17 protein-coding genes are annotated in these 18,424 nt (G+C 57.6%); 12 read left to right on the forward strand and 5 right to left on the reverse strand.

All coding sequences use genetic code 11. From position 1 onward, the window contains the following. Positions 1-9: 9 nt before the first annotated feature. The 4 genes from P6U25_RS09580 (at position 10) to P6U25_RS09595 (ending at position 3,825) form a co-directional block, all read left to right on the forward strand. A complete protein-coding gene (locus P6U25_RS09580) occupies positions 10-657 on the forward strand; it encodes a protein glxC (RefSeq protein ID WP_280978217.1) in 648 nt (215 codons plus the stop codon). Then, a complete protein-coding gene (locus P6U25_RS09585; protein ID WP_280973308.1) occupies positions 657-1,985 on the forward strand; it encodes an FMN-binding glutamate synthase family protein in 1,329 nt (442 codons plus the stop codon). The genes P6U25_RS09580 and P6U25_RS09585 overlap by 1 nt, the downstream gene beginning before the upstream one ends. 425 nt (positions 1,986-2,410) lie before the next feature. After that, positions 2,411-3,514, forward strand: coding sequence for an IS5 family transposase (locus P6U25_RS09590; protein ID WP_407151090.1), 1,104 nt, complete (start codon positions 2,411-2,413; stop codon positions 3,512-3,514). Beyond that, positions 3,511-3,825 carry a hypothetical protein gene (locus P6U25_RS09595; protein ID WP_407151091.1) on the forward strand — a complete coding sequence of 105 codons (315 nt, stop codon included), beginning with the start codon at positions 3,511-3,513 and terminating at the stop codon, positions 3,823-3,825. The genes P6U25_RS09590 and P6U25_RS09595 overlap by 4 nt, the downstream gene beginning before the upstream one ends. Here the strand turns inward: P6U25_RS09595 and P6U25_RS09600 are convergent. Next, entirely contained in the window at positions 3,811-5,523 is a 1,713-nt protein-coding gene (locus P6U25_RS09600; protein WP_407151092.1) for an NACHT domain-containing protein, read from the reverse strand. The genes P6U25_RS09595 and P6U25_RS09600 overlap by 15 nt on opposite strands. A 459-nt stretch (positions 5,524-5,982) precedes the next feature. On the opposite strand from P6U25_RS09600, the gene P6U25_RS09605 reads away from it, so the two are divergent. After that, positions 5,983-6,255: a hypothetical protein gene (locus tag P6U25_RS09605; RefSeq protein WP_280973306.1), complete on the forward strand. Its 273-nt coding sequence runs from the start codon at positions 5,983-5,985 to the stop codon at positions 6,253-6,255. A 127-nt stretch (positions 6,256-6,382) separates the two neighbouring features. Here the strand turns inward: P6U25_RS09605 and P6U25_RS09610 are convergent, their stop codons facing one another. The 3 genes from P6U25_RS09610 to P6U25_RS09620 form a co-directional block, all read right to left on the reverse strand. Then, entirely contained in the window at positions 6,383-7,558 is a 1,176-nt protein-coding gene (locus P6U25_RS09610; protein ID WP_407151093.1) for a reverse transcriptase domain-containing protein, read from the reverse strand. Positions 7,559-7,948: 390 nt separating this feature from the next. Beyond that, entirely contained in the window at positions 7,949-8,329 is a 381-nt protein-coding gene (locus P6U25_RS09615; protein ID WP_280973304.1) for a hypothetical protein, read from the reverse strand. Between the two features lie 136 nt (positions 8,330-8,465). After that, complete coding sequence (locus P6U25_RS09620) at positions 8,466-8,711, reverse strand: hypothetical protein (protein ID WP_280973303.1); 246 nt, start codon at positions 8,709-8,711, stop codon at positions 8,466-8,468. Positions 8,712-8,918: 207 nt separating this feature from the next. On the opposite strand from P6U25_RS09620, the gene P6U25_RS09625 reads away from it, so the two are divergent. Together P6U25_RS09625 and P6U25_RS09630 are read left to right on the forward strand one after the other, a co-directional pair. Further along, positions 8,919-9,719 carry a HipA family kinase gene (locus P6U25_RS09625; protein WP_280973302.1) on the forward strand — a complete coding sequence of 267 codons (801 nt, stop codon included), beginning with the start codon at positions 8,919-8,921 and terminating at the stop codon, positions 9,717-9,719. Then, complete coding sequence (locus P6U25_RS09630) at positions 9,716-10,570, forward strand: DUF3037 domain-containing protein (RefSeq protein ID WP_280973301.1); 855 nt, start codon at positions 9,716-9,718, stop codon at positions 10,568-10,570. The genes P6U25_RS09625 and P6U25_RS09630 overlap by 4 nt, the downstream gene beginning before the upstream one ends. A gap of 426 nt (positions 10,571-10,996) precedes the next feature. On the opposite strand, the gene P6U25_RS09635 is transcribed toward P6U25_RS09630, so the two are convergent. Further along, positions 10,997-12,007 carry a helix-turn-helix transcriptional regulator gene (locus tag P6U25_RS09635; protein ID WP_280973300.1) on the reverse strand — a complete coding sequence of 337 codons (1,011 nt, stop codon included), beginning with the start codon at positions 12,005-12,007 and terminating at the stop codon, positions 10,997-10,999. Positions 12,008-13,045: 1,038 nt separating this feature from the next. Between P6U25_RS09635 and P6U25_RS09640 the strand changes: the two genes are divergently transcribed. The 5 genes from P6U25_RS09640 to P6U25_RS09660 are packed head-to-tail and all read left to right on the forward strand — an operon-like array spanning position 13,046 to position 18,414. Continuing rightward, complete coding sequence (locus P6U25_RS09640; RefSeq protein WP_280973299.1) at positions 13,046-14,332, forward strand: ABC transporter substrate-binding protein; 1,287 nt, start codon at positions 13,046-13,048, stop codon at positions 14,330-14,332. Beyond that, the gene (locus P6U25_RS09645; protein ID WP_280973298.1) at positions 14,332-15,102 is read left to right on the forward strand and encodes an ABC transporter ATP-binding protein; all 771 of its coding nucleotides are present in this window, start codon (positions 14,332-14,334) and stop codon (positions 15,100-15,102) included. The genes P6U25_RS09640 and P6U25_RS09645 overlap by 1 nt, the downstream gene beginning before the upstream one ends. A gap of 1 nt (position 15,103) precedes the next feature. Beyond that, positions 15,104-15,871 carry an ABC transporter ATP-binding protein gene (locus P6U25_RS09650; protein WP_280973297.1) on the forward strand — a complete coding sequence of 256 codons (768 nt, stop codon included), beginning with the start codon at positions 15,104-15,106 and terminating at the stop codon, positions 15,869-15,871. 2 nt (positions 15,872-15,873) lie between these two features. After that, positions 15,874-16,755 (forward strand): branched-chain amino acid ABC transporter permease, encoded by an 882-nt coding sequence (locus P6U25_RS09655; RefSeq protein ID WP_280973296.1) that lies wholly within the window; start codon positions 15,874-15,876, stop codon positions 16,753-16,755. Between the two features lie 3 nt (positions 16,756-16,758). Then, entirely contained in the window at positions 16,759-18,414 is a 1,656-nt protein-coding gene (locus P6U25_RS09660) for an ABC transporter permease subunit (RefSeq protein WP_280973295.1), read from the forward strand. Positions 18,415-18,424 lie beyond the last annotated feature (10 nt).

The following is an 18,424-nucleotide window of genomic DNA, read 5'->3' on the forward strand; positions in this document are numbered from 1 at the left end:
CTCAACGCGATGTTGCAGGCGCTCGGCAGCGATACGAAGACCGACCAGACGTCCGTTCGGGTCTTGAACCCCAACGGAGCACACGCGATTGCGGTCGGGATCGACGCGCCGCTCGATGTCGAGATCGCCGGCCATGTCGGCTACTATTGCGGCGGCATGAACAAGTGGGCCAGCATTGTCATCGATGGAAATGCCGGCCAGGGAGTCGGCGAAAACATGATGTCCGGTCTGATCCACGTCAAGGGCGATGCCAGCCAGTGTGCCGGCGCGACGGCTCATGGTGGCCTCCTTTTGATCGAAGGCAATGCGAGCGCCCGCTGCGGCATCTCCATGAAGGGGGTGGATATTGTCGTAAAGGGCGGTATCGGCCACCTGTCAGGCTTTATGGGCCAGGCCGGCCGCCTGGTTGCGTTTGGCGATGCCGGCGAAGCCTTGGGCGATTCGATCTACGAGGCCCGCATCTATGTTCGCGGTAAAGTCGAGAGTCTCGGCGCCGATTGCATCGAAAAGGAGCTGACGGACGAACATCGCGCCGAGCTTTTTGCGCTCCTCAAGCAGGCTGACGAGGCTCACAAGGTCGATGTATCGGACTTCCGGCGCTATGGGTCTGCTCGCAAGCTCTACAACTTCCACATCGACAATGCTGGGGCCTATTGATGAACACGATTGAGAAGACGTGGGGCTACATTCCGCCGCGCCCGTCCGCTACCTTTGACGAGCATGCGATTGCGGAAATCCGCCGCGCGGCCGCGACCGGCATTTACGACATTCGCGGTGGCGGCACCAAGCGGAAGGTGCCGCATTTCGATGACCTTCTATTCCTCGGCGCATCAATGTCGCGCTATCCTCTGGAGGGCTATCGGGAACGCTGCGAGACCAGCGTGGTCCTTGGGACGCGTTTTGCCAAAAAACCGATTGAGCTCGCGATCCCCGTGACCATCGCAGGCATGAGCTTCGGCGCTCTTTCGGCCCAGGCCAAAGAGGCGCTCGGCAGAGGAGCAAGTCTGGCCGGCACGTCCACCACGACAGGGGACGGAGGCATGACGCCGGAAGAGCGGGGCCAATCCAAGACACTTGTCTACCAATATTTGCCCTCAAGATACGGCATGAGCCCGGACGACCTGCGCAAGGCGGATGCAATCGAGATTGTCGTCGGGCAGGGCGCCAAGCCGGGGGGCGGCGGCATGCTGCTCGGGCAGAAGATCTCCGATCGCGTTGCCAAGATGCGATCTTTGCCCAAGGGAATCGATCAAAGATCGGCCTGTCGGCATCCGGACTGGACGGGGGCGGACGACCTGGAAATCAAGATACTCGAGCTGCGCGAACTGACAGGCTGGGAAAAGCCGATCTACCTGAAAATGGGCGCAAGCCGACCCTATTACGATGTTGCTCTCGCCGTGAAAGCCGGGGCGGACGTCGTGGTTCTCGACGGGATGCAGGGCGGTACCGCTGCGACACAGGATGTCTTCATCGAGCATGTCGGGATTCCGATTCTTGCGGCGATCCGGAGCGCGGTTAAGTCCCTGCAGGATCTTGGCATGCATCGAAAGGTACAATTGATTGTCTCGGGCGGGATTCGTAGCGGTGCCGACGTCGCCAAGGCTCTTGCACTGGGAGCGGATGCGGTCGCAATTGGGACCGCCGCGTTGATCGCACTCGGTGACAACGACCCCCGTTATGAGGACGAATACCGTGCGCTGGGGACCACCGCCGGCTGCTACGATGACTGGCACGAGGGCACAGATCCGGCCGGAATCACCACTCAGGATCCCGCTCTCTCGAAGCGGCTCGATCCGGTGCTCGCGGGCCGTAGGCTAGCGAACTACCTCAGGGTCCTCACGCTTGAAGCGCAGACGATCGCGCGTGCGTGCGGCAAGAGCCGCCTGCACAATCTGGAGCCGGAGGATCTTGTCGCGCTGACCGTCGAGGCAGCCGCCATGACACGGCTTCCGCTGGCGGGGACAGATTGGATACCTGGATACTAATCTGGCTTTCCTTTTAAGCCTGAGCTCGTGGCCTACCAGAGATCGCGACCACGGGCACACTTGGCAGGTGTCTGAGCAAGCAACCGCCCCTCGGACATGGTTTCGCCAGCGAGCTGGGCCCGCGAGACACATCCCATCTTTGCAAGGATGTCCTCGATGTGAGTCGAGGCCGTGCGCGGCGAAGTGTAACACTCTGATCACTTTGATGATTGACGAGACATTTCAGTCAGCTTCGTCAGGATGTCACCTTGGTTGTCGACCGCCTGCCTGCATGAACTGAGAGCTTCCCTAATGGCGACAAGAAACTTCCCGAGGGTGCTTGGAATTGAAGTTTTCCTGATGAGGTCTAGCAGGCTGTTGAAGAAGTCGGTAGCGAAGCGCTTCGTATCGTGATTCTCTAGGACGGGGATTCCATTGGGGACGCGATGCGGGGAAGTGACGAACGGTCCGGCTCGCTATTCAGTTATGTGGACCTGGAGGCCCGGGTTCGCATCGACCATCCGCTGCGGGTAATCCGCGACTTGGCGAATGCAGCGCTGTGCGACCTTTCTGGGGAGTTCAGCGAACTCTATACGGACTTCGGTCGCCCCTCGATCGCCCCCGAGAAGTTGCTTCGGGCGATGCTCCTCCAGGCGTTTTATGGGGTTCGCTCGGAACGGCATCTGATGGAACGGATGGAGTTCGATCTTCTGTTCCGCTGGTTCGTTGGGCTCGGGGTGGACGATGCGGTTTGGAACCATTCAACCTTCTCGAAGAACCGCGACCGGCTGCTCGAAGGCGAGATTGCGGCCAAGTTCCTGAACGCGCTTTTGGCGCAGCCAAAGGTCAAGCGTCTGCTATCGAACGATCACTTCTCGGTGGATGGTACGCTGATTGAAGCCTGGGCTTCGATCAAGAGCTTCCGGAAGAAGGATGGCAGCGACAAAGACGAGGATGGTCCGGGACGCAACGCCGAGCGCAGCTTCCACAAGGAGAAGCGATCCAACGAAACGCATGCGAGCACGACCGATCCTGAGGCGCGGCTCTACAAGAAGGGTGACGGCCAGCCAGCCAAGCTGAGTTATATGGGCCATGCTCTGATGGAGAACCGCAATGGTTTAGCGGTTTTGGGCAGAGTGAGCCAAGCGACGGGTACCGCCGAACGGGAGATTGCGCTTGCCATGATCGACAGGCAGAGGCGCGCGAAGCGGATCACTCTGGGAGCGGACAAGGCCTATGATGTCACGCAGTTCGTGCAGGACCTGAGAGATCGATCGGTTACCCCGCATATCGCGATTGATGGACATCTGAGCAAGACTGGCAAGCGGCGCAAGACGGCGATCGACGCACGTACCACGCGTCACAGCGGCTACGACGTCAGCCAACGCTGCCGCAAACGCATCGAAGAAGTCTTCGGTTGGATCAAGAGTTCCGCTGGCTTGGCCAAGGTCAAGCTGCGAGGCCGCGACCGCGTGGATGCCGCCTTCGTCCTGGCGCTTGCGGCCTACAATCTGATCCGGCTTCCTAAGCTTCTGGCGGCACCGGCATGAGCATTCGGGGCAGATGGCAGGTCGTCGAGACGCCGGGCTACGACATGGCCTTGGCGGGCGCCTACATTCTGTTCGACGAGGCCGGCGGCGAATTCGCCTTCGACTGCCTCACTGGCTCCATTCATGGAGCCTGCCACGCAGATACCATCGAGTTCGGCTGGCAGGGCAACGACGAAATGGAGCCAGCCGAGGATGATGGTTGGGCCGAACTGCAAGATGACGGCTCACTCGAAGGGGAGATCTGCCTCCTCAACGGCGACAACGTCCCATTCATCGCGCGCCGTTCAAAAACTTCTTCAACAGCCTGCTAGGTCCTGTAATGAGAGGACTAAGTATCTCGATTTTCCAAGCCTTTTCAGTCGCTCATCGTGTTTTAGCACCATGCGATTATAGTAAGCATTAGCTTCCTCTTGGTCTTTTCGTGTCGCGACGAGACTCGACAGCGCGATGTTCAGTATCTCGTTCTCGTACAATCCTCCGATAGTCAGAAGTGCTACGCGTGGGCCCACCCAGCCGAGGTTGATTGTAGGTAATCCGTTCGGCTGAATTTGCATAAGGATAGTGCCGACATGCTCTTCAACGAAGGCGACAGGATCATTTTGGAGCGCTTGTGCTGTGGCTGAGTTGGACACTCGTTCCAATGTAGGGATGATCCATTCCCGCTCGATCAATCCGCGGTTGATTGCGAAGGCCATGCTGATGACGTCGTCGGTATTCCGGCGCGCTATGCTATCCAGTAGAGCTTTCGCGCCAACGGCTGGACTGCGCGAAATAAACAGCGCAGCAAAATACTCCTGAAATGAGCGGTGGGTGAAAGCGTAATCAGTTCCTTCGATTTGAATGAGACAGGTCGACTCGATCATATCGCTAGTAAGATCGTCGATATTGATTTCGAGTCGTTCAAGCTCAAGCGCTTTTTGCAGGGCGGCCCTGAACTGCGACTTGGTGAAGATAAAGAGCTCCTGCAGATAAGTTACCATGCAGAAGGCCGACATGCAGTTTCGGAATTCATCTACCGAGAGGTTTGAATAGGTCTTTCTTTTATAGACGCCTTCCTTTGCGGCGTCGTGTATTGAGAACAGGGCGTCAAACGCTTTCTCGTAGAAGACGTGACGCTTCGTTGGAATGTGACCCGTCTGTTCAAAGGTCACGAGCATCATGATGCACAGGAGAGGATTGGACAAGAAAGTCTTATGAGTAACAAAGAGCCGGCTCTTCGCTTCCTTTAAGAATTTTTCCTTGATCTTTGCGTCATACTCAAGCTTGTCGATCAGTTCGGTCGCTTGTGGCTCCTCCAGGGGCTCAACGTAGACTGTGTCGAACGCTTCCCAACTTTCCAGTCTGCGGTCGGCATCTGGCCTACTAGATACAATGATCTGGAGGTCGGGGCACTGTTCTCTGAGCTTTATGATCTGCGTTTCGATTTCCTTGCGGTCTTTGTGATTGATTTCGTCGAAGCCGTCGAGGATCAGCGAGAAGACGCCAGCCTTGAGGCTGTCCAAGAATTGCGATTCCGTAATCGTCGCATTTGAGCCGATGAGATTGTAGTAGAGGAATTCCTTTATATCTTTCTTTTCAGATGCGTTAATTTCCCTCAGCTCGAAGAAGAGTGGAATCTTGGAGCGTTCTGCCTTGCAAAGCTCGAGAAATAGATGGCGCATGAACATCGATTTCCCGCTGCCAGCATTGCCAGCAATCACAAAGCTGGCCCTATTGGACAAGCCAGCGATGAACGTCCTGTCGGTGACCAGGTTGCGGCGCATCCGTAATCTGGTTTGGACATAAATGTTGTAGATGTGGGTGGAATGGTCGCGGTTGATGATCGGTGTTCGAACATAGGAACACTTCCTGATTTTTGCTTCGGTGTATTTCGTAAGGTCCTTGGTGATGGTCGCAAGGACTTTGGCGACTACGCTTCTGATGCCCTTGGAAGCGGCGGCCACGGCGTTGTTGATTTGACCTTGGATGACCGAGGCGGCGAGCTTCGCGAAATCGATTTCCGGCGTCATTGCTTCTCTTGAATAAATAGAACGGACTAAAATGCGCGACTGATTCGGCTTCGTAGTGTTACGAATTCAACCAACAGGAGCAACAAAAGAGCGCGGTTTCCCGCGCCTCTTTGGTCTAAAGCGATGCTGCATTTCTCAGTATATCGGCCCATGCTCTAGACCGGCGAGCATCACGTGCGCCCAGATGCTAGTCGGCCAGATGTTGCCATGCTCGCCGAGGTAGACTTTCACCTCGTTGTCGGTCACGACGCCACTGAATGGACAAACGTTCGAGTTTGGCGAACCGTTCGGCCAAGCTCCCGAGGGGCCGGGCTCGAAAGGCCGCTCGCGCTCACTAATCGAGCTTGCTACGGTGCAGCGCCTGTCCCACGCCGCCTTGGAGGCACAAATCCAGGCGTCAGAGGCGCCCTCCGAGAGGCTAGAGCTGAAACGGATTCGGTAAGGGACGACGCGAACACCATGACCGAGGAGGTCGAGTCGTTGGCGCTCCGCAGTGCGGAGCTGGAGGAGCAACTCGATGTCGTGGCCAATGAGCGCGCTCTTCTCGACGCCAAGCGTCAAGAGACGAAGTCTTCGCTGAAGAATCGCGAGCAAGAAATCGGGTACATGCAGACCCGCATGACCAACCAAGGGCGTCTGGAAGAATTCGTGAGGCTGGAGCTGGAGACAAAATTACCTCGCTGGAAGAGCGTCTCTTCGGAACCGTCCCTTAGCTTGATGGCTGGGGTATAGAACAGCAAAAGTATCAGGCTAAAAGTCGGCGGCACACGGCAGAAGCTGCTGTTTCCTTAACTTCCGTTCGATAAGTTAGTGATCTTTTCGATCTCGCGAATGGCCTGATCTACCATTCGTTCAAGCCTCATAGCCTGTCGAACAATTTGCTTGGCGCCGAAAGCGTCGCTGCGTACCGCGCATACTTGGAGAAGTTGCGGGCTCCGACCGGAGCAAAACGCTTGCGCAACCTCTTAGTGAAGATCTTGTTCGCGCGACCTTCCGCGATCGCCTTTTCACCAATCTTTGTTGTAGTTGTGATGGCGCGTTTGGCTTTGCGCCACTGCCGCGCCATCGACGAAGGCCGGATCGAAGCCCCACTCTTCGACATGTTAAAGCCTAGATACTGAAAGCTCTTATCGCTCCCGGTCCCGAACTCGGCGCGCTCGGTCTTCTCGTCCTTGATCTCAAGCTTGTGGTCAGCAATGACCGCTTTCAGTGTTTTCGTGATCTCGGTTTCCTGATGGACCGGACAAATCACAAGAATGTCGTCCGAATACCGCTGATACAGGCCGCCGATCTTCGCGCAAGCACTGGCCATCGTGGCATCCACATCCATCATGTAGAGATTCGAAAACGCGCTACTGATGGGCGTTCCTTGCGGAATACAAAATTTGTCGGGATTGGTGACGATCGCGATGCCCGCTTTATGGAGCTCCGCGATCGTCGCAATCGGCTCGCGACCGCCTCCCTTGATCCTCTCGGAGAACACCGGATGGGCCTCCAGCGTCTTCCGGTCAACCTTGCTGAATTTCGTGACGTGCCGGAAAACAGCGTACCAATCCGAGGGAAGTTCCTTGACGCCAAGCAGCCGCTTCAGCCGGCTTTTAAGGATGGCATGGTCAAGATTGTCAAAGAATCCGGTAATGTCGAAGCAAAGCACCACGCAAGGCTGATGGTCCTGGACGAAACGGTAAGCCTTCGCCGAGAAATCGTAGTTGGCCTGCCCAAGCCTACGATAGGCGATAACGTGATCACTTAATTTCGAATGTTCGTAGTGCTGATCAAGCAGTTTGCCCGTCTCATGGGCGTATTTGGCAAGGATGCAGGTGTCGCGGTGCGACGCGAACATGATGTCGCGATCCTTGTAGACCGTCTTGCCATCCTTCGGTTTGTAACGTTTGACGCGCTTGACGTAGTGAATCAGTGGAAGCCAAGAATGCTTCGCGACAAACGCCGGACTGCACACTGAAGACACAAAAGAAAGACCAACTGGCGCGTCAAAGTGGCGATAGCCCCGCTTCTTGAACCATTCGTGCCCCAAGCAATTCCCCAATTTCGCAGTGATTGGGAGGCTGGCTCGAACCCTGAACCTCGGCCTGTGGCCGAACGCCCCCCAATCGCACGCATCAATCCGTCGGCTTCTTTCCCATTGTCTCGAACAGGCTTTCCCCCAACGCGGGTTTCAAAAACGCGATGCAGTATAGTCTAGTCGTCGAGGTGCGAAGCATGTTCACAGTCTCATGGCGCGACTTCGCCGGACCGACGATGTTAATCGTCGTGGCCTGCGCAGCAGTCATGCTACCAGTTGACATTCCAAACGACCGTGCCAACTGGCCAATTCCAGCGGCGATGAAGGACATGGGAGCACCTACGTTCTTCCGCAAGTGCGCTCGAATCCTTTTCCGTAGTTGACACGCGCTTTAGCGTGTGATCATGACGAATCGTATCGGCTGATTCGCGTTGGTTCGGCCCCCTTTACACGAGCTCGGGCTCTTCGATGATCGCTGTTTGACCAAAACTTCGCGGCGAGTCCCGCCAAGGTCACGTTTTCCAGCATCGCATCATGCGGGATAAGCACATAGCACCATGGCTTGCCGCCGTAGGTCTTGGCGTGATCGTTGGCGTGCCCCACCCATGTCCGGGCGGCCTTCGCCTTGGCCTTCACCGTCCCATCCTCGAGATCGCGCCGGACCTTGATTTCCACGATGAGCTTTTCGGCTTTCGTCTCCACCACAAAATCGGGCTCGTAATGCTCGCCGCGCCGGAGTTCGATTTGGAATTGTTTGCCACCCGGCTTTACCCACCGCAGCACGCCGGCTCATGGTCGGAGTCGATCAAGCTTGAAGCCGCCATAGACATAGCGCCGCGTGTCGCTTGGTGGCACGACAGGCGCGGAAATCGCGCACCGCCTTGGCGTCACCGACTCGGAAATCGATGCTTTGCAGCACCTAAGAACCACTTGAAACCCGCGCGCGATATTTCTTCGGCGTCTCGATGTAATGGCCAACCTCGGCGGCAAGGATCGCGCCGCGCGGGATCGGCGGCTGCAAGGCGAACAGCGCGGCGTCGACCTGATGCGGGTTCATGTCCACGCGCGCCGTCGAAAGGGATTTCGCGAAGGCGTCTTCGTCGACGCCTTCGAGCGTGATCCGGTGCGCAAGGTACCGGCTGTGGTATGCGGTGTAGTCGTTCATCTGCCCCTATCGGCGATCCGTACGGATTACCGATCTCAACCCAGTTTCTTGTTTGTTCTAGCCCGCTTCGCCACTCGCGCAAGAGGCCATAGCCTCTATACTCGTCCAAAACGAGTGATTCTTTCGGGCATTACACGCGCTTGGCAGGCGGCAGGGCCTAGCCGGTCAAAATCGCAAGCATCGGCGCAGGGGGATGGGCGTTAAGGCGTGCTGAAACGTATCTCACCGATCCAATTCGACCTCGCACCGAAACAGGGCCGCACCAAACCGTCGTTCATTACCTGTGAATTGGCGAGCGGGGAACCAATCGAAGTGGTCGCTAAGTTCGCTGGCGGTTGCGACCTTGGCAATGTCAGCCTCGCAAGAGAGATCATTGGCGCGTGTCTCGCGGGCGACCTCCGCTTACCAGTGCCAGAGCCATTCTTGATTGAAGCGACTACGGAATGGGTCGACACGATTCCCGACCCCGAACGACGCGGCAAAGCACGACGCGGATCGCTTATCGGATTTGGCTCTCGTCTCGTTATCGGGCAATTCGACATTTGGAAGCCCGGCAACGTGATTTCGGACGCGATGCTGCCGGCCGCAGCCGCCATCTTCACCTTTGACGGGATCATCCAAAACCCTGACCGAAGGTCGGATAACCCGAATTGCCTCGTTCGCGGCGACGACTTGCGTATTTTCGACCACGAGTTGGCTTTTTCTCATGATCTACCTATCTTTGGGCAGCAATGGAGCCCCCCTTGGGTCATAGGCGGTCTTAAGTCTATGGAAACGAATGGGAATCATATTTTCCGGGCGGGGCTCAAAGGGCGTTCCATCGACTTCGGGCCAATCCGTGCCGCATGGTCAGGCTTGTCGGACGCCCAGATCACGGATTATGAAAAGGCACTTCCAGCCGAATGGACCGACGTAGCGAGCGCTGCGGCAAGCGCGACCAAGCTGATTCGGGACGCACGAGACAACATTGATGCAGTTTTGGAAGAAGTGAAGCGGGTGCTCTCATGACAGACAAGGCAGCATACAGCTACACGCTACTCCGGTACTTTCACGACGTACTGACGGGCGAGTTCGTCAATGTTGGCGTGGTTCTCTTCGTGCCGTCCAAGGGTCTTGTTCGCTACAAAATGCGCGGCACGATTGGACGCCTGAAGGGCGTTTTCCCGGACATTGATCGCAAAGCCTTCCTGTCGTCGATGACCGCCGTGCGCAAGGGCTTGCAACTGGTCACCAAGCACGAAAGGGAAGCTGGCCTCCTGAAGAGTGAAGGCGACGCAGCCGCCATCGCGCGCCGTGCCGTGCCGCCCGACGATAGCTCTCTTCAATGGTCACCATCTGGCACCGGGTTGACCGCAAATCCAGATGAGGCATTGGATCGTCTCTTTGATAGACACGTGTCGCGGTACGATACGCATCATCGTTCCCGCCGCTCCGACGATGATGTTTGGCGTCCGGTTCGCCAGAAGCTCGAAGAGCGCAACCTCGCGCAACATCTTCAGGAAAAATCCATCAGCGGCACCGTGGACGACATTGTCTTTAAGCACGCGTGGAAGAATGGCCAGTGGCATGTCTATGAGCCACTGTCCTTCGACCTTGCCGACGCTGACGGCATCAAGACGAAGGCGCGCGAATGGCTCGGGCATCTGTCCGCTGTCGTTGCCGATGGCAAGGCCGAACAATTCAAGCCGCACTTTATCGTTGGCGCTCCCACTAATCCGACATTGCAGGATGCTTATCGCAGCGCCATAGCCATCCTCGAACGGGCTCCGAACCATCCGGAAGTTTTCGAAGAGGGGCAGCTTGATAAGCTCGTTGCCCAAATCGAGGATGAAGTGCGGGAACACAACGCCCGCGCTTGACGCGCGGTGTGCACAACTTCCGGCCAAGAATTCCAGCTTTTAACGAATTCGATCTTAGACTAGGCCCAGTACCAGCCCCAGATGGTGGACAATGCAATCGAGCCGTGCGGTCCGGTGCCACCGGGACGGGAGAGCATTTGTCCCCGAACCGTCCAGCGAAAATCCGCCGCCGACAATGAGGCACCTCGCAAACGAACCTCCGTGTGATCACGCGGAGGCGTATTCCCCTCAACACGGGCAGCGGTTGGGCAGGACCGTTGGTGCGGGAGCGCGGTCGCTCCTCGCCTCGGTTCAGCGCAAGTCGTGGGTACGCAGATTGGCTTGCGGTGCCATTAAGCGTCTGATTTATTTGCTATTTGTTGCGTGCTGGAAATCTGGCTGGGGAGCCTGGATACTAGCCCTTCTTTTCAAGCTTGAGGTCGCGGCCTACCAGACATCGCGACCACGGGCGCGCTTGGCAGGTGTCTGAACAAGCAATAGTCCCTCGGACATGGCTTTCGCCGCGAGCTGGGTTCGCGAGACACACCCCATCTTTGCAAGGATGTGCTCGATGTGCGTCGAGACCGTACGCGGCGAGACGAACAGCTGGTCCGCGATTTGCGGATTTGACGCGCCGGTTGCAACCAGATGCAAGACCTGGATCTCTCTGAACGAGAGATCGTATGGCCACGAAATCTGTTCCTCCGTGACCAGGACCATGTTGCGCTGACAAGGTATGATTGAAACCCGGTGGCAATGGCCGGCATCATCGCTCCACAGGAAGCGCCGCGGCATCCACGGCCTGAGCATTTCCAGGAGCTGTTGACGCAATGCGCCGCCTTCGCCGAGGTGGGGTCCCGGTGCGCGTGCCAGCAAATTAAAAGTTGCGCCACTCGAAGATATGACCAGCGCGAACGAATTAGGAGCTACGCCTTCGGCGAGCAGACGCGGCGTTCTCAGCCGGTCGCACAGCTCAGCCAGAATGGGGCGAAATCGCTGAGTGATCTCTCTGCGCTCATCCGTTGCGGCGCTCGAAGCCGTCCAGTTCATATGGAAGGCGCCGACGTAGCGTCCATCCGGTAACCGCAGGCACATGGTCGAGCCTTCGTGGAAGCCTGACGGAATGAGATATTCGCGGGCCGTCAGAGTGTCGGGAAACCAAAGATCCCAGTCCTGCTCACAGTCCCGCCACCTGAGAGAGCGCGGATCGTCGCGATGCGCAATGGCGAAGGCAGGATTGCCCGTCACGAAATCATCGTTGATGTGCTCGAGCAGTTTCTCGCAGTAACCGTCACTTGCAAGCGTCTGATGGAGATGGGTCTGAGACAGAGGATCCCAGGCCGTCAGAGTGAAAGCAGAGCACCGCACCAGGTCGCGGATAAGTCGCGTTACCTCCGAAGTTCTGTCAATCAGCTGCGCGCGTGGATCGACGGATGCCGCATCCCACGGAACAATCACCGAACTCTCTAAGTGTGCTCTCACTGCTTCCCCCTGAGATATTATTCCGGAAGGAGCCAGCCGGTAGCGTTCGGTTTGATGCTAATTTTCTTTTGAGCGGCTGTCGTGCCGCCTTATTGCTCTCGGCGGCTCGAATTGGCTCGTTTTGCTGACGAGCTTACGACAGATAAGACCTGTTGGCACCGGCTATTTTGCCTGTCCGACGACCGTAAAGGGCTGGCCGATTCGCTTGGGCCCGGCACTTCGGGGCCAACAATCATAAGTTGTTCTATGATGTCGGAGCTACATGAACTCGATGGCGCCTCGAGGGCTGCCGCATCGAACGGGCCAGTTCTTTCCGATCCAATGAGCCGTGCGCCACCCGCGCTGCCCCGCGCAAAATCGGTCAACTGACGTATTGAAGCAAGGTGTTGCGCGTCCGAAGCTTGGCAATGGCAGCACTTGATTTCGCAATGTCTGGCGACGGCGTTGGCAGGGAGAAGGTCTGCGGTGGGAGGCATCACACGCTCATCGATACGACGGCGAGAGGATGATCGGAAAATAGCTGCGATAAAGCCAAGAGGAGACGACAATGCCCAACTGCTCGGAAAGTCTCAGAAATGGCAGAGCCACGCGATGCGCAGTCTGTAATGGCAGGTTTGGCCTTATCCGGCACTACTCATGGCGGACCCCTCTTTGTTCAAAGAAGTGCGTCGATCGCTTCAGAGCTCGCCGGGAAGCCGACGGCAATTGGGTGGGCAAGCTACTCGCCGGCAAATCGATAACACACTCGGACGTTCAAACAGGGCCCGCGTGATTGTCTGCCGGCAGTGGCGCGGATGACCCTCCATCGGACGATCGGACCACGCTGGCGGCGATCGAGGAGCCTGGCAGGCGGATGGTCCGGCTGCGCAAAAAAGCTTAGTGCCGATATCAATTGACTTGCATAGAATAAAAATAACTTGCATGAAATGCAAAGCAGCGATACCGTTTTACGTATCGGTAAGCGCAGCCGGATCCATCAAGCCGATCTCGATAAGCGCAGGAGGAGGACTTGAAATGACTTCAAAGCTGACCAGACGGACAGTGACGGCAGCCCTTGGCGCGGGCTTGGCCATGCCCTGGATTTTGCGCTCACATGCCTTGGGCGGACAGCCCATCGTGATTGGAATTCCCGCAGCGCAGACGTCAGCCGCGGGGGTGGCTGATCATCTGGACTTCGTCCAGGGGACAACGCTCGCGGTCGAAGAGATAAATGCCACCGGTGGCGTGCTCGGCCGCGAGCTCAAGATCTTCACAGTCGATATTGATGTGCTCTCGCCGGAAAGCAGCAAGCAAGCGATTGCTGCATGTATCGATGCGAAAGTCGATGCCATCTCCTTTGCGTTTACGCTGGTGCCAGTGCCGGCGATGGATGCCTCCGTCAAATACAAGTGTCCTTGGATCCACGGCAGCGCACAACGTGCCGGGAGCGAGGCCGTCAAAAACAATCCCGAAAAGTATAGCCACGTCTTTCAGACGCCTCCCTCGGAAGTCGATTACGGCTGGACCTATCCAATCTGGCTCGAGCACGAAGAAAAACGAGGAGTCTGGAAACCCAAAAACCGCAAGGTTCACATCGTCCAGGAGCAGGTCGCTTACTGCCAAACTATTTCCAAAGCGGCGCAAGAGGCGTTCAAGAAGCGCGGCAACTTTGAAGTGGCGCGGATCACCGATATTCAATTTCCGGTCCAGGACTGGGCGCCGGTCATCCGCGAGATGAAGGAGGTCGGAGCTGCGGCGATCATGGTCGATCATTGGGTCGCGGCCGAATATGCGGCGTTCTGCAAGCAGTTCGTTGCCGATCCCGTGCCGGACTCTCTGGTCTACCTCCAGTACGGTCCTTCTCAGCCCGAGTTTCTACAGCTGGCCGGCAGCTCTGCAAACGGCTTCGCCTGGTCGACGACCATGGGTCTTTATGCAGACGAGAGGGGGCGCGCGTTCGCGCGCAAATACAAGACGCGCTTCCCGGGAATCATGGGATTTGCCTATCCGAGCATCTCGTACGACCAGACCTACTACCTGAAAAGGGCTTGGGAGGCGGTCGGCGATCCCCGCAAATTCAAGGAGGTCTGTGACTGGATCCGGGCCAACCCTCAGCGCGGGGTCAGTGGCTTCATGAACATGAACAATGCGTATCAGGAGAGTTTTCACTTCCCGAACAATGGCGGTGACACGCTTCAAGTGTCTGACATCGATAAGGGCGTGTCTCAGCTCTACTTCCAGGTTCAGGGCGTGGAGCACAAGCTGATCTTCCCGAACGAAGTTGCCGAATCCAAGCTTCAAAAGGCTCCCTGGTGGTCCTGATGTTGAAGAACACGTACGAGAGCCGATCTTGGGGCAACAAACCCTTTCAGCCGCTGTTCTCGTGCAGCGGCATCCATCTCGACCTCGGCGGACGGGAAATCCTTCGCAACATCAATGTTCACGTCGGGGTCGGGGAGGTACTCGGCGTCATTGGTCCCAATGGCGCCGGTAAGACGAGCCTGTTCGAAGTGTTATCCGGGCGAATGGCACCTAAGGCGGGTCAAGTGACCTTCAAGGGTCAGGATGTCACCTCGCTGCCATTGCACCGAAGAGCCAGGCTCGGGATCGGCCGGACCTACCAGACGCCGGTTATTCCGGAAGAGTTGACGGTCGGCGAAACCTTCAAGGCCGCGCGACAAGCCTTTCAGCCCTATCTGACGAAGTTCGATGCGGAATATGGCGCTGAGCTCGTCAATTTGAAAGTGGACGAGGATGTCCCGACAGCTCAGCTCGAAACACTCAACCGCAGAAAGCTTCTGCTCGCCTGCCTTCTGATGCGCCGGCCCTCGTTGTTGCTGATGGACGAGCCCGCAGCCGGTCTGATCAATTCTGAGGTGGAGGAAATCGATTTCCTCCTCCGGCTGCTGTCAAAGGAAATGAACATCGCGATCATCATCGTTGAGCACCGAATTGAGCTTTTGGGAACGATTGCGGATCGCGTCATGGTGATGGATGCAGGAGAGGTAATCTCCGAAGGCTCGATGGCGAAGGTGCTCACCGATCCCAAGGTCCACGCAGCCTACTTTGAAAACGTAGACGAGGCAGCCTGACATGAACGTCATGCAGCAGGACTTGGGCCGAACGGCACATACGCAGGTGCAGCGACGCGAGGTGCTCAACGTCTGCGGCCTATCGGCCGGATACGGCCCCATGAGGGTCATTCACGACCTTGATCTGATTGTCAGTTCCGGAGAACGCATCGGCATCGTGGGCCTGAACGGCCACGGAAAATCGACCCTGTTCTACGCCATTGCCGGACTGACGGGATGGCAACGGGGTTCCATCAAGCTCAATGGCATCGAAGTCGGCCGTACGCGCAGCCAAGGCCCTGGACGATACACGCACCAGATTGTGCGCGCAGGTCTCGCTCTCATCCCGCAAGGCGATGAGATCTTTCATGGTCTGACTGTCGAAGAGCATCTTGATTCCGGGGCCTTCACCTTGCGCTCCTGGCGCGAGCGGAAGGAACGCAAGGAGCGCATCCTGCAGATTTTTCCACCTCTGAAGAAGCTGATGGCTGTTCCCGTTGGTCGACTGTCGGGTGGTGAGCGACGAATGGTGTCGATCGGCCGCGGCTTGATGGGGGAGGCGTCGCTCTTTCTGGTCGACGAACCATCCCTCGGGCTCGCGCCAAAAATCGGCAAGAACGTCATCGACGCGCTCATGGCGCTCGATCTCGGCGGGTCCGCGATGGTGATCGCGGAGCAGAATGTCTCCCTGCTTGAGGGGCGTGTTGATCGGATCATCGGGATGCATGTGGGCAAACTCAAGGGCGAGGCATCTGCCGCGCTGATGCTGCACGACCACGGAAGGGCGTGACGATGGATGTCTGGTTTGTTGTCAGCAATACGATTCTATTAGCGTGCATTTACGGCACGCTTGCCATCGGCGTATCCATCACATGGTCAAGCCTGGGGCTGCTCAATCTTGCCTATGGGTTCATCTTCGCATTTGCAGGCTATGGTGCCTGGCTATTTGCCCAGCATGTCTCGACCTGGGGACCGGCCGTTCTTGCAAGCGGTGTTCTGGCCGGGGCTTTAGGCGGACTGCTTGTCTGCGCGCTCGCCTTCATTCCCATCCATGACAAGCCGAACTTTACCATCCGCGGGTTGATTGCGACGCTTGCGATCAACCTGATCGGAACACAGTCGCTGCTGTGGTGGTTCGGACCGCGCTCCAAGAGCTTGCCCGAGATCTTTGGAACCTGGAAGCTCTCTCTTTCCGGAATGACCTTGACGGCCGATAAAGTGGGCAACGTCATCACGTCGGTCGTGATGCTTCTGCTCGTGCTCAGGTGGATGCGGTCAAGCCGCCGCGGACTCGAGATCCGCGCAATGATGATGAATCCTCATGCCGCCTCCATCGTCGGCATCGGCGTGCGGCGAACATCATTCTACGTGATGGCGATCACGGGAGCCCTGGCAGGGTTGGCAGCAGTCCTTCTGTCGCAGACCTATTACATTTCTCCCTTTGGCGGTCTTACGCCGATGATCAAGGCCGTGAGCATTGCGCTGTGCGGCGGGCTTGGAAGCGTCCAAGGCGCAGTCATTGCCGCGGTCGTGCTCGGACTGAATGAAGCGCTCACAACAGTTTCGATCGGCGGCCGCTACGTCCTGATCACGCAGTTCTTGATGATCATCCTGATCCTGCTGGTACGCCCGAGAGGGATCGCGGGAATTCTCGACCGGGCCAGGGAGGCTTAAAGCATGACTGAGGGCAGCCAAGCTCAAAGAACGTGGCGAAACCCGTTGTTCGCCTGGGATAGCGGGCAGGAAGTAGAACAGCTTCCGACCGCGTCCTACGTCAGTCACCAGGAGATCTGGGAGACAACGCGCTCCTCAAGGACCAAGCTCTTTCAGGTCGGACGGCTGCGGTACTACCACAAATGGGCAGGCCACGGCCAACGCACCTGGCGCCGCCGCCGCTACTGGCCGACGCGCCGCCGCATGCTGCGTATTCGGGGAGAGTACAACGACAAAAGCCTTCGACGCGAAAAGACCATTGTCGACAAGCGTCCGATCTGGTGGGTGATGGGACTGATCGCGTTGGCCTTGGTCCCCTTGGTCGCCCCCGAGAGCCTGGAAAACACGCTGCTCACGGCTGGCGTGACCTTCGGAATCTATGCCGCTATCAATCTGTGTTGGATGCTGGTTATCGGCACCGCGAGCATCTTCTCGCTGGCCACCTATGCCATCGTCGGTACGGCCGCATTCATTACGGCATATGCGTCGACCACCCTTGGCCTGCCCTGGTGGCTGTTGCCGCCGCTTGGAGCGATCGTCGGGTTCATCTTCGGGGGCATCATTGCGCTGCCGGCAACGAGGCTCGATGGCTTCTACTACGCCTTGTTGACGCTCGGGCTCAATGAACTCTGCCGCGTGTATTTCGTGACGTCCAGAGAGTTCGGCTCGGCCACCGGCGGGCTCTATGGTGCCGCAACATACATCCCCCAGGACTGGTCTTCGACCGGACAGCTGCAGCTCGCCTACTATGCTTGTTTTGCGCTGATGTTGCTTGCGCTGCTGCTCTATCGTTTCATCAATGGGCGACGGCTCGGGCGCATATTGCGAATAGCGCCGGAAAAACGTGAGGCGTTTGCCGAAGCTACCGGCGTCAATTTCCGTCAGGCGCGCGTGCGCGTGTTCCTGATCTCCTCCGTCGGGCTGGGATTTATCGGCGGCTTCTATTCGGCAAATTACGGCGGCGTGGCGTTCTCCATCTTCAGTTTTGACACGGTGTTGCTGGGCCTCGCCATGCTCGTGATCGGGGGAATCGGACGGTCCGAAGGCGCTGTGGTCGGGACATTGATTGTCGTGTTCTTCGACAAAGTCCTGATTACGCTCGGACCGATACGCCTGATCATCATCGGGCTGATCATGCTGTTCGTTGTGCTCTATCTTCGCAACGGCCTGTTCGGCATCAAGCAGCAGTTCCGGACCTGGAGAAACAAGAAGAAGAGCGAGCGTCGCTCCGCCCGCGCCGAGAAGGGTGGCGAAATGCTGCCCGAGGAAGCGACCGAAGCCGATAATCCGGATGACGTCTATCGCCGCCGCTACGACAAAATGCAGCGCGAGTTCTTAAAAGAGCTGGTGACCCCTGAGGTGATTGAGGAGCATCGGCGCGCGCCGCAGGGCCAGCACAGCGAGTCATTGGAGCGGCTTCTGATCTACTTCAGGAATCAGCCGCAACCGGACAAATACGCGATCACCGCGCTTCAGTCGATCAACGGCTACCGAATTGTCGCGCTCTCAGGTCACCGGGGCGTCGCCCCTCGCGTGGTCGAGGACAAGATCTACAGGTCGCCTGTGGAAGCCTATCACGGGGTGTTTCTGCGCCGGGTGCAGGATCTTCTCGAGTCCTAAAGCCGCAAAT

It is taken from the genome of Bradyrhizobium sp. ORS 86 (genome assembly GCF_045571475.1).
GTDB lineage: Bacteria > Pseudomonadota > Alphaproteobacteria > Rhizobiales > Xanthobacteraceae > Bradyrhizobium.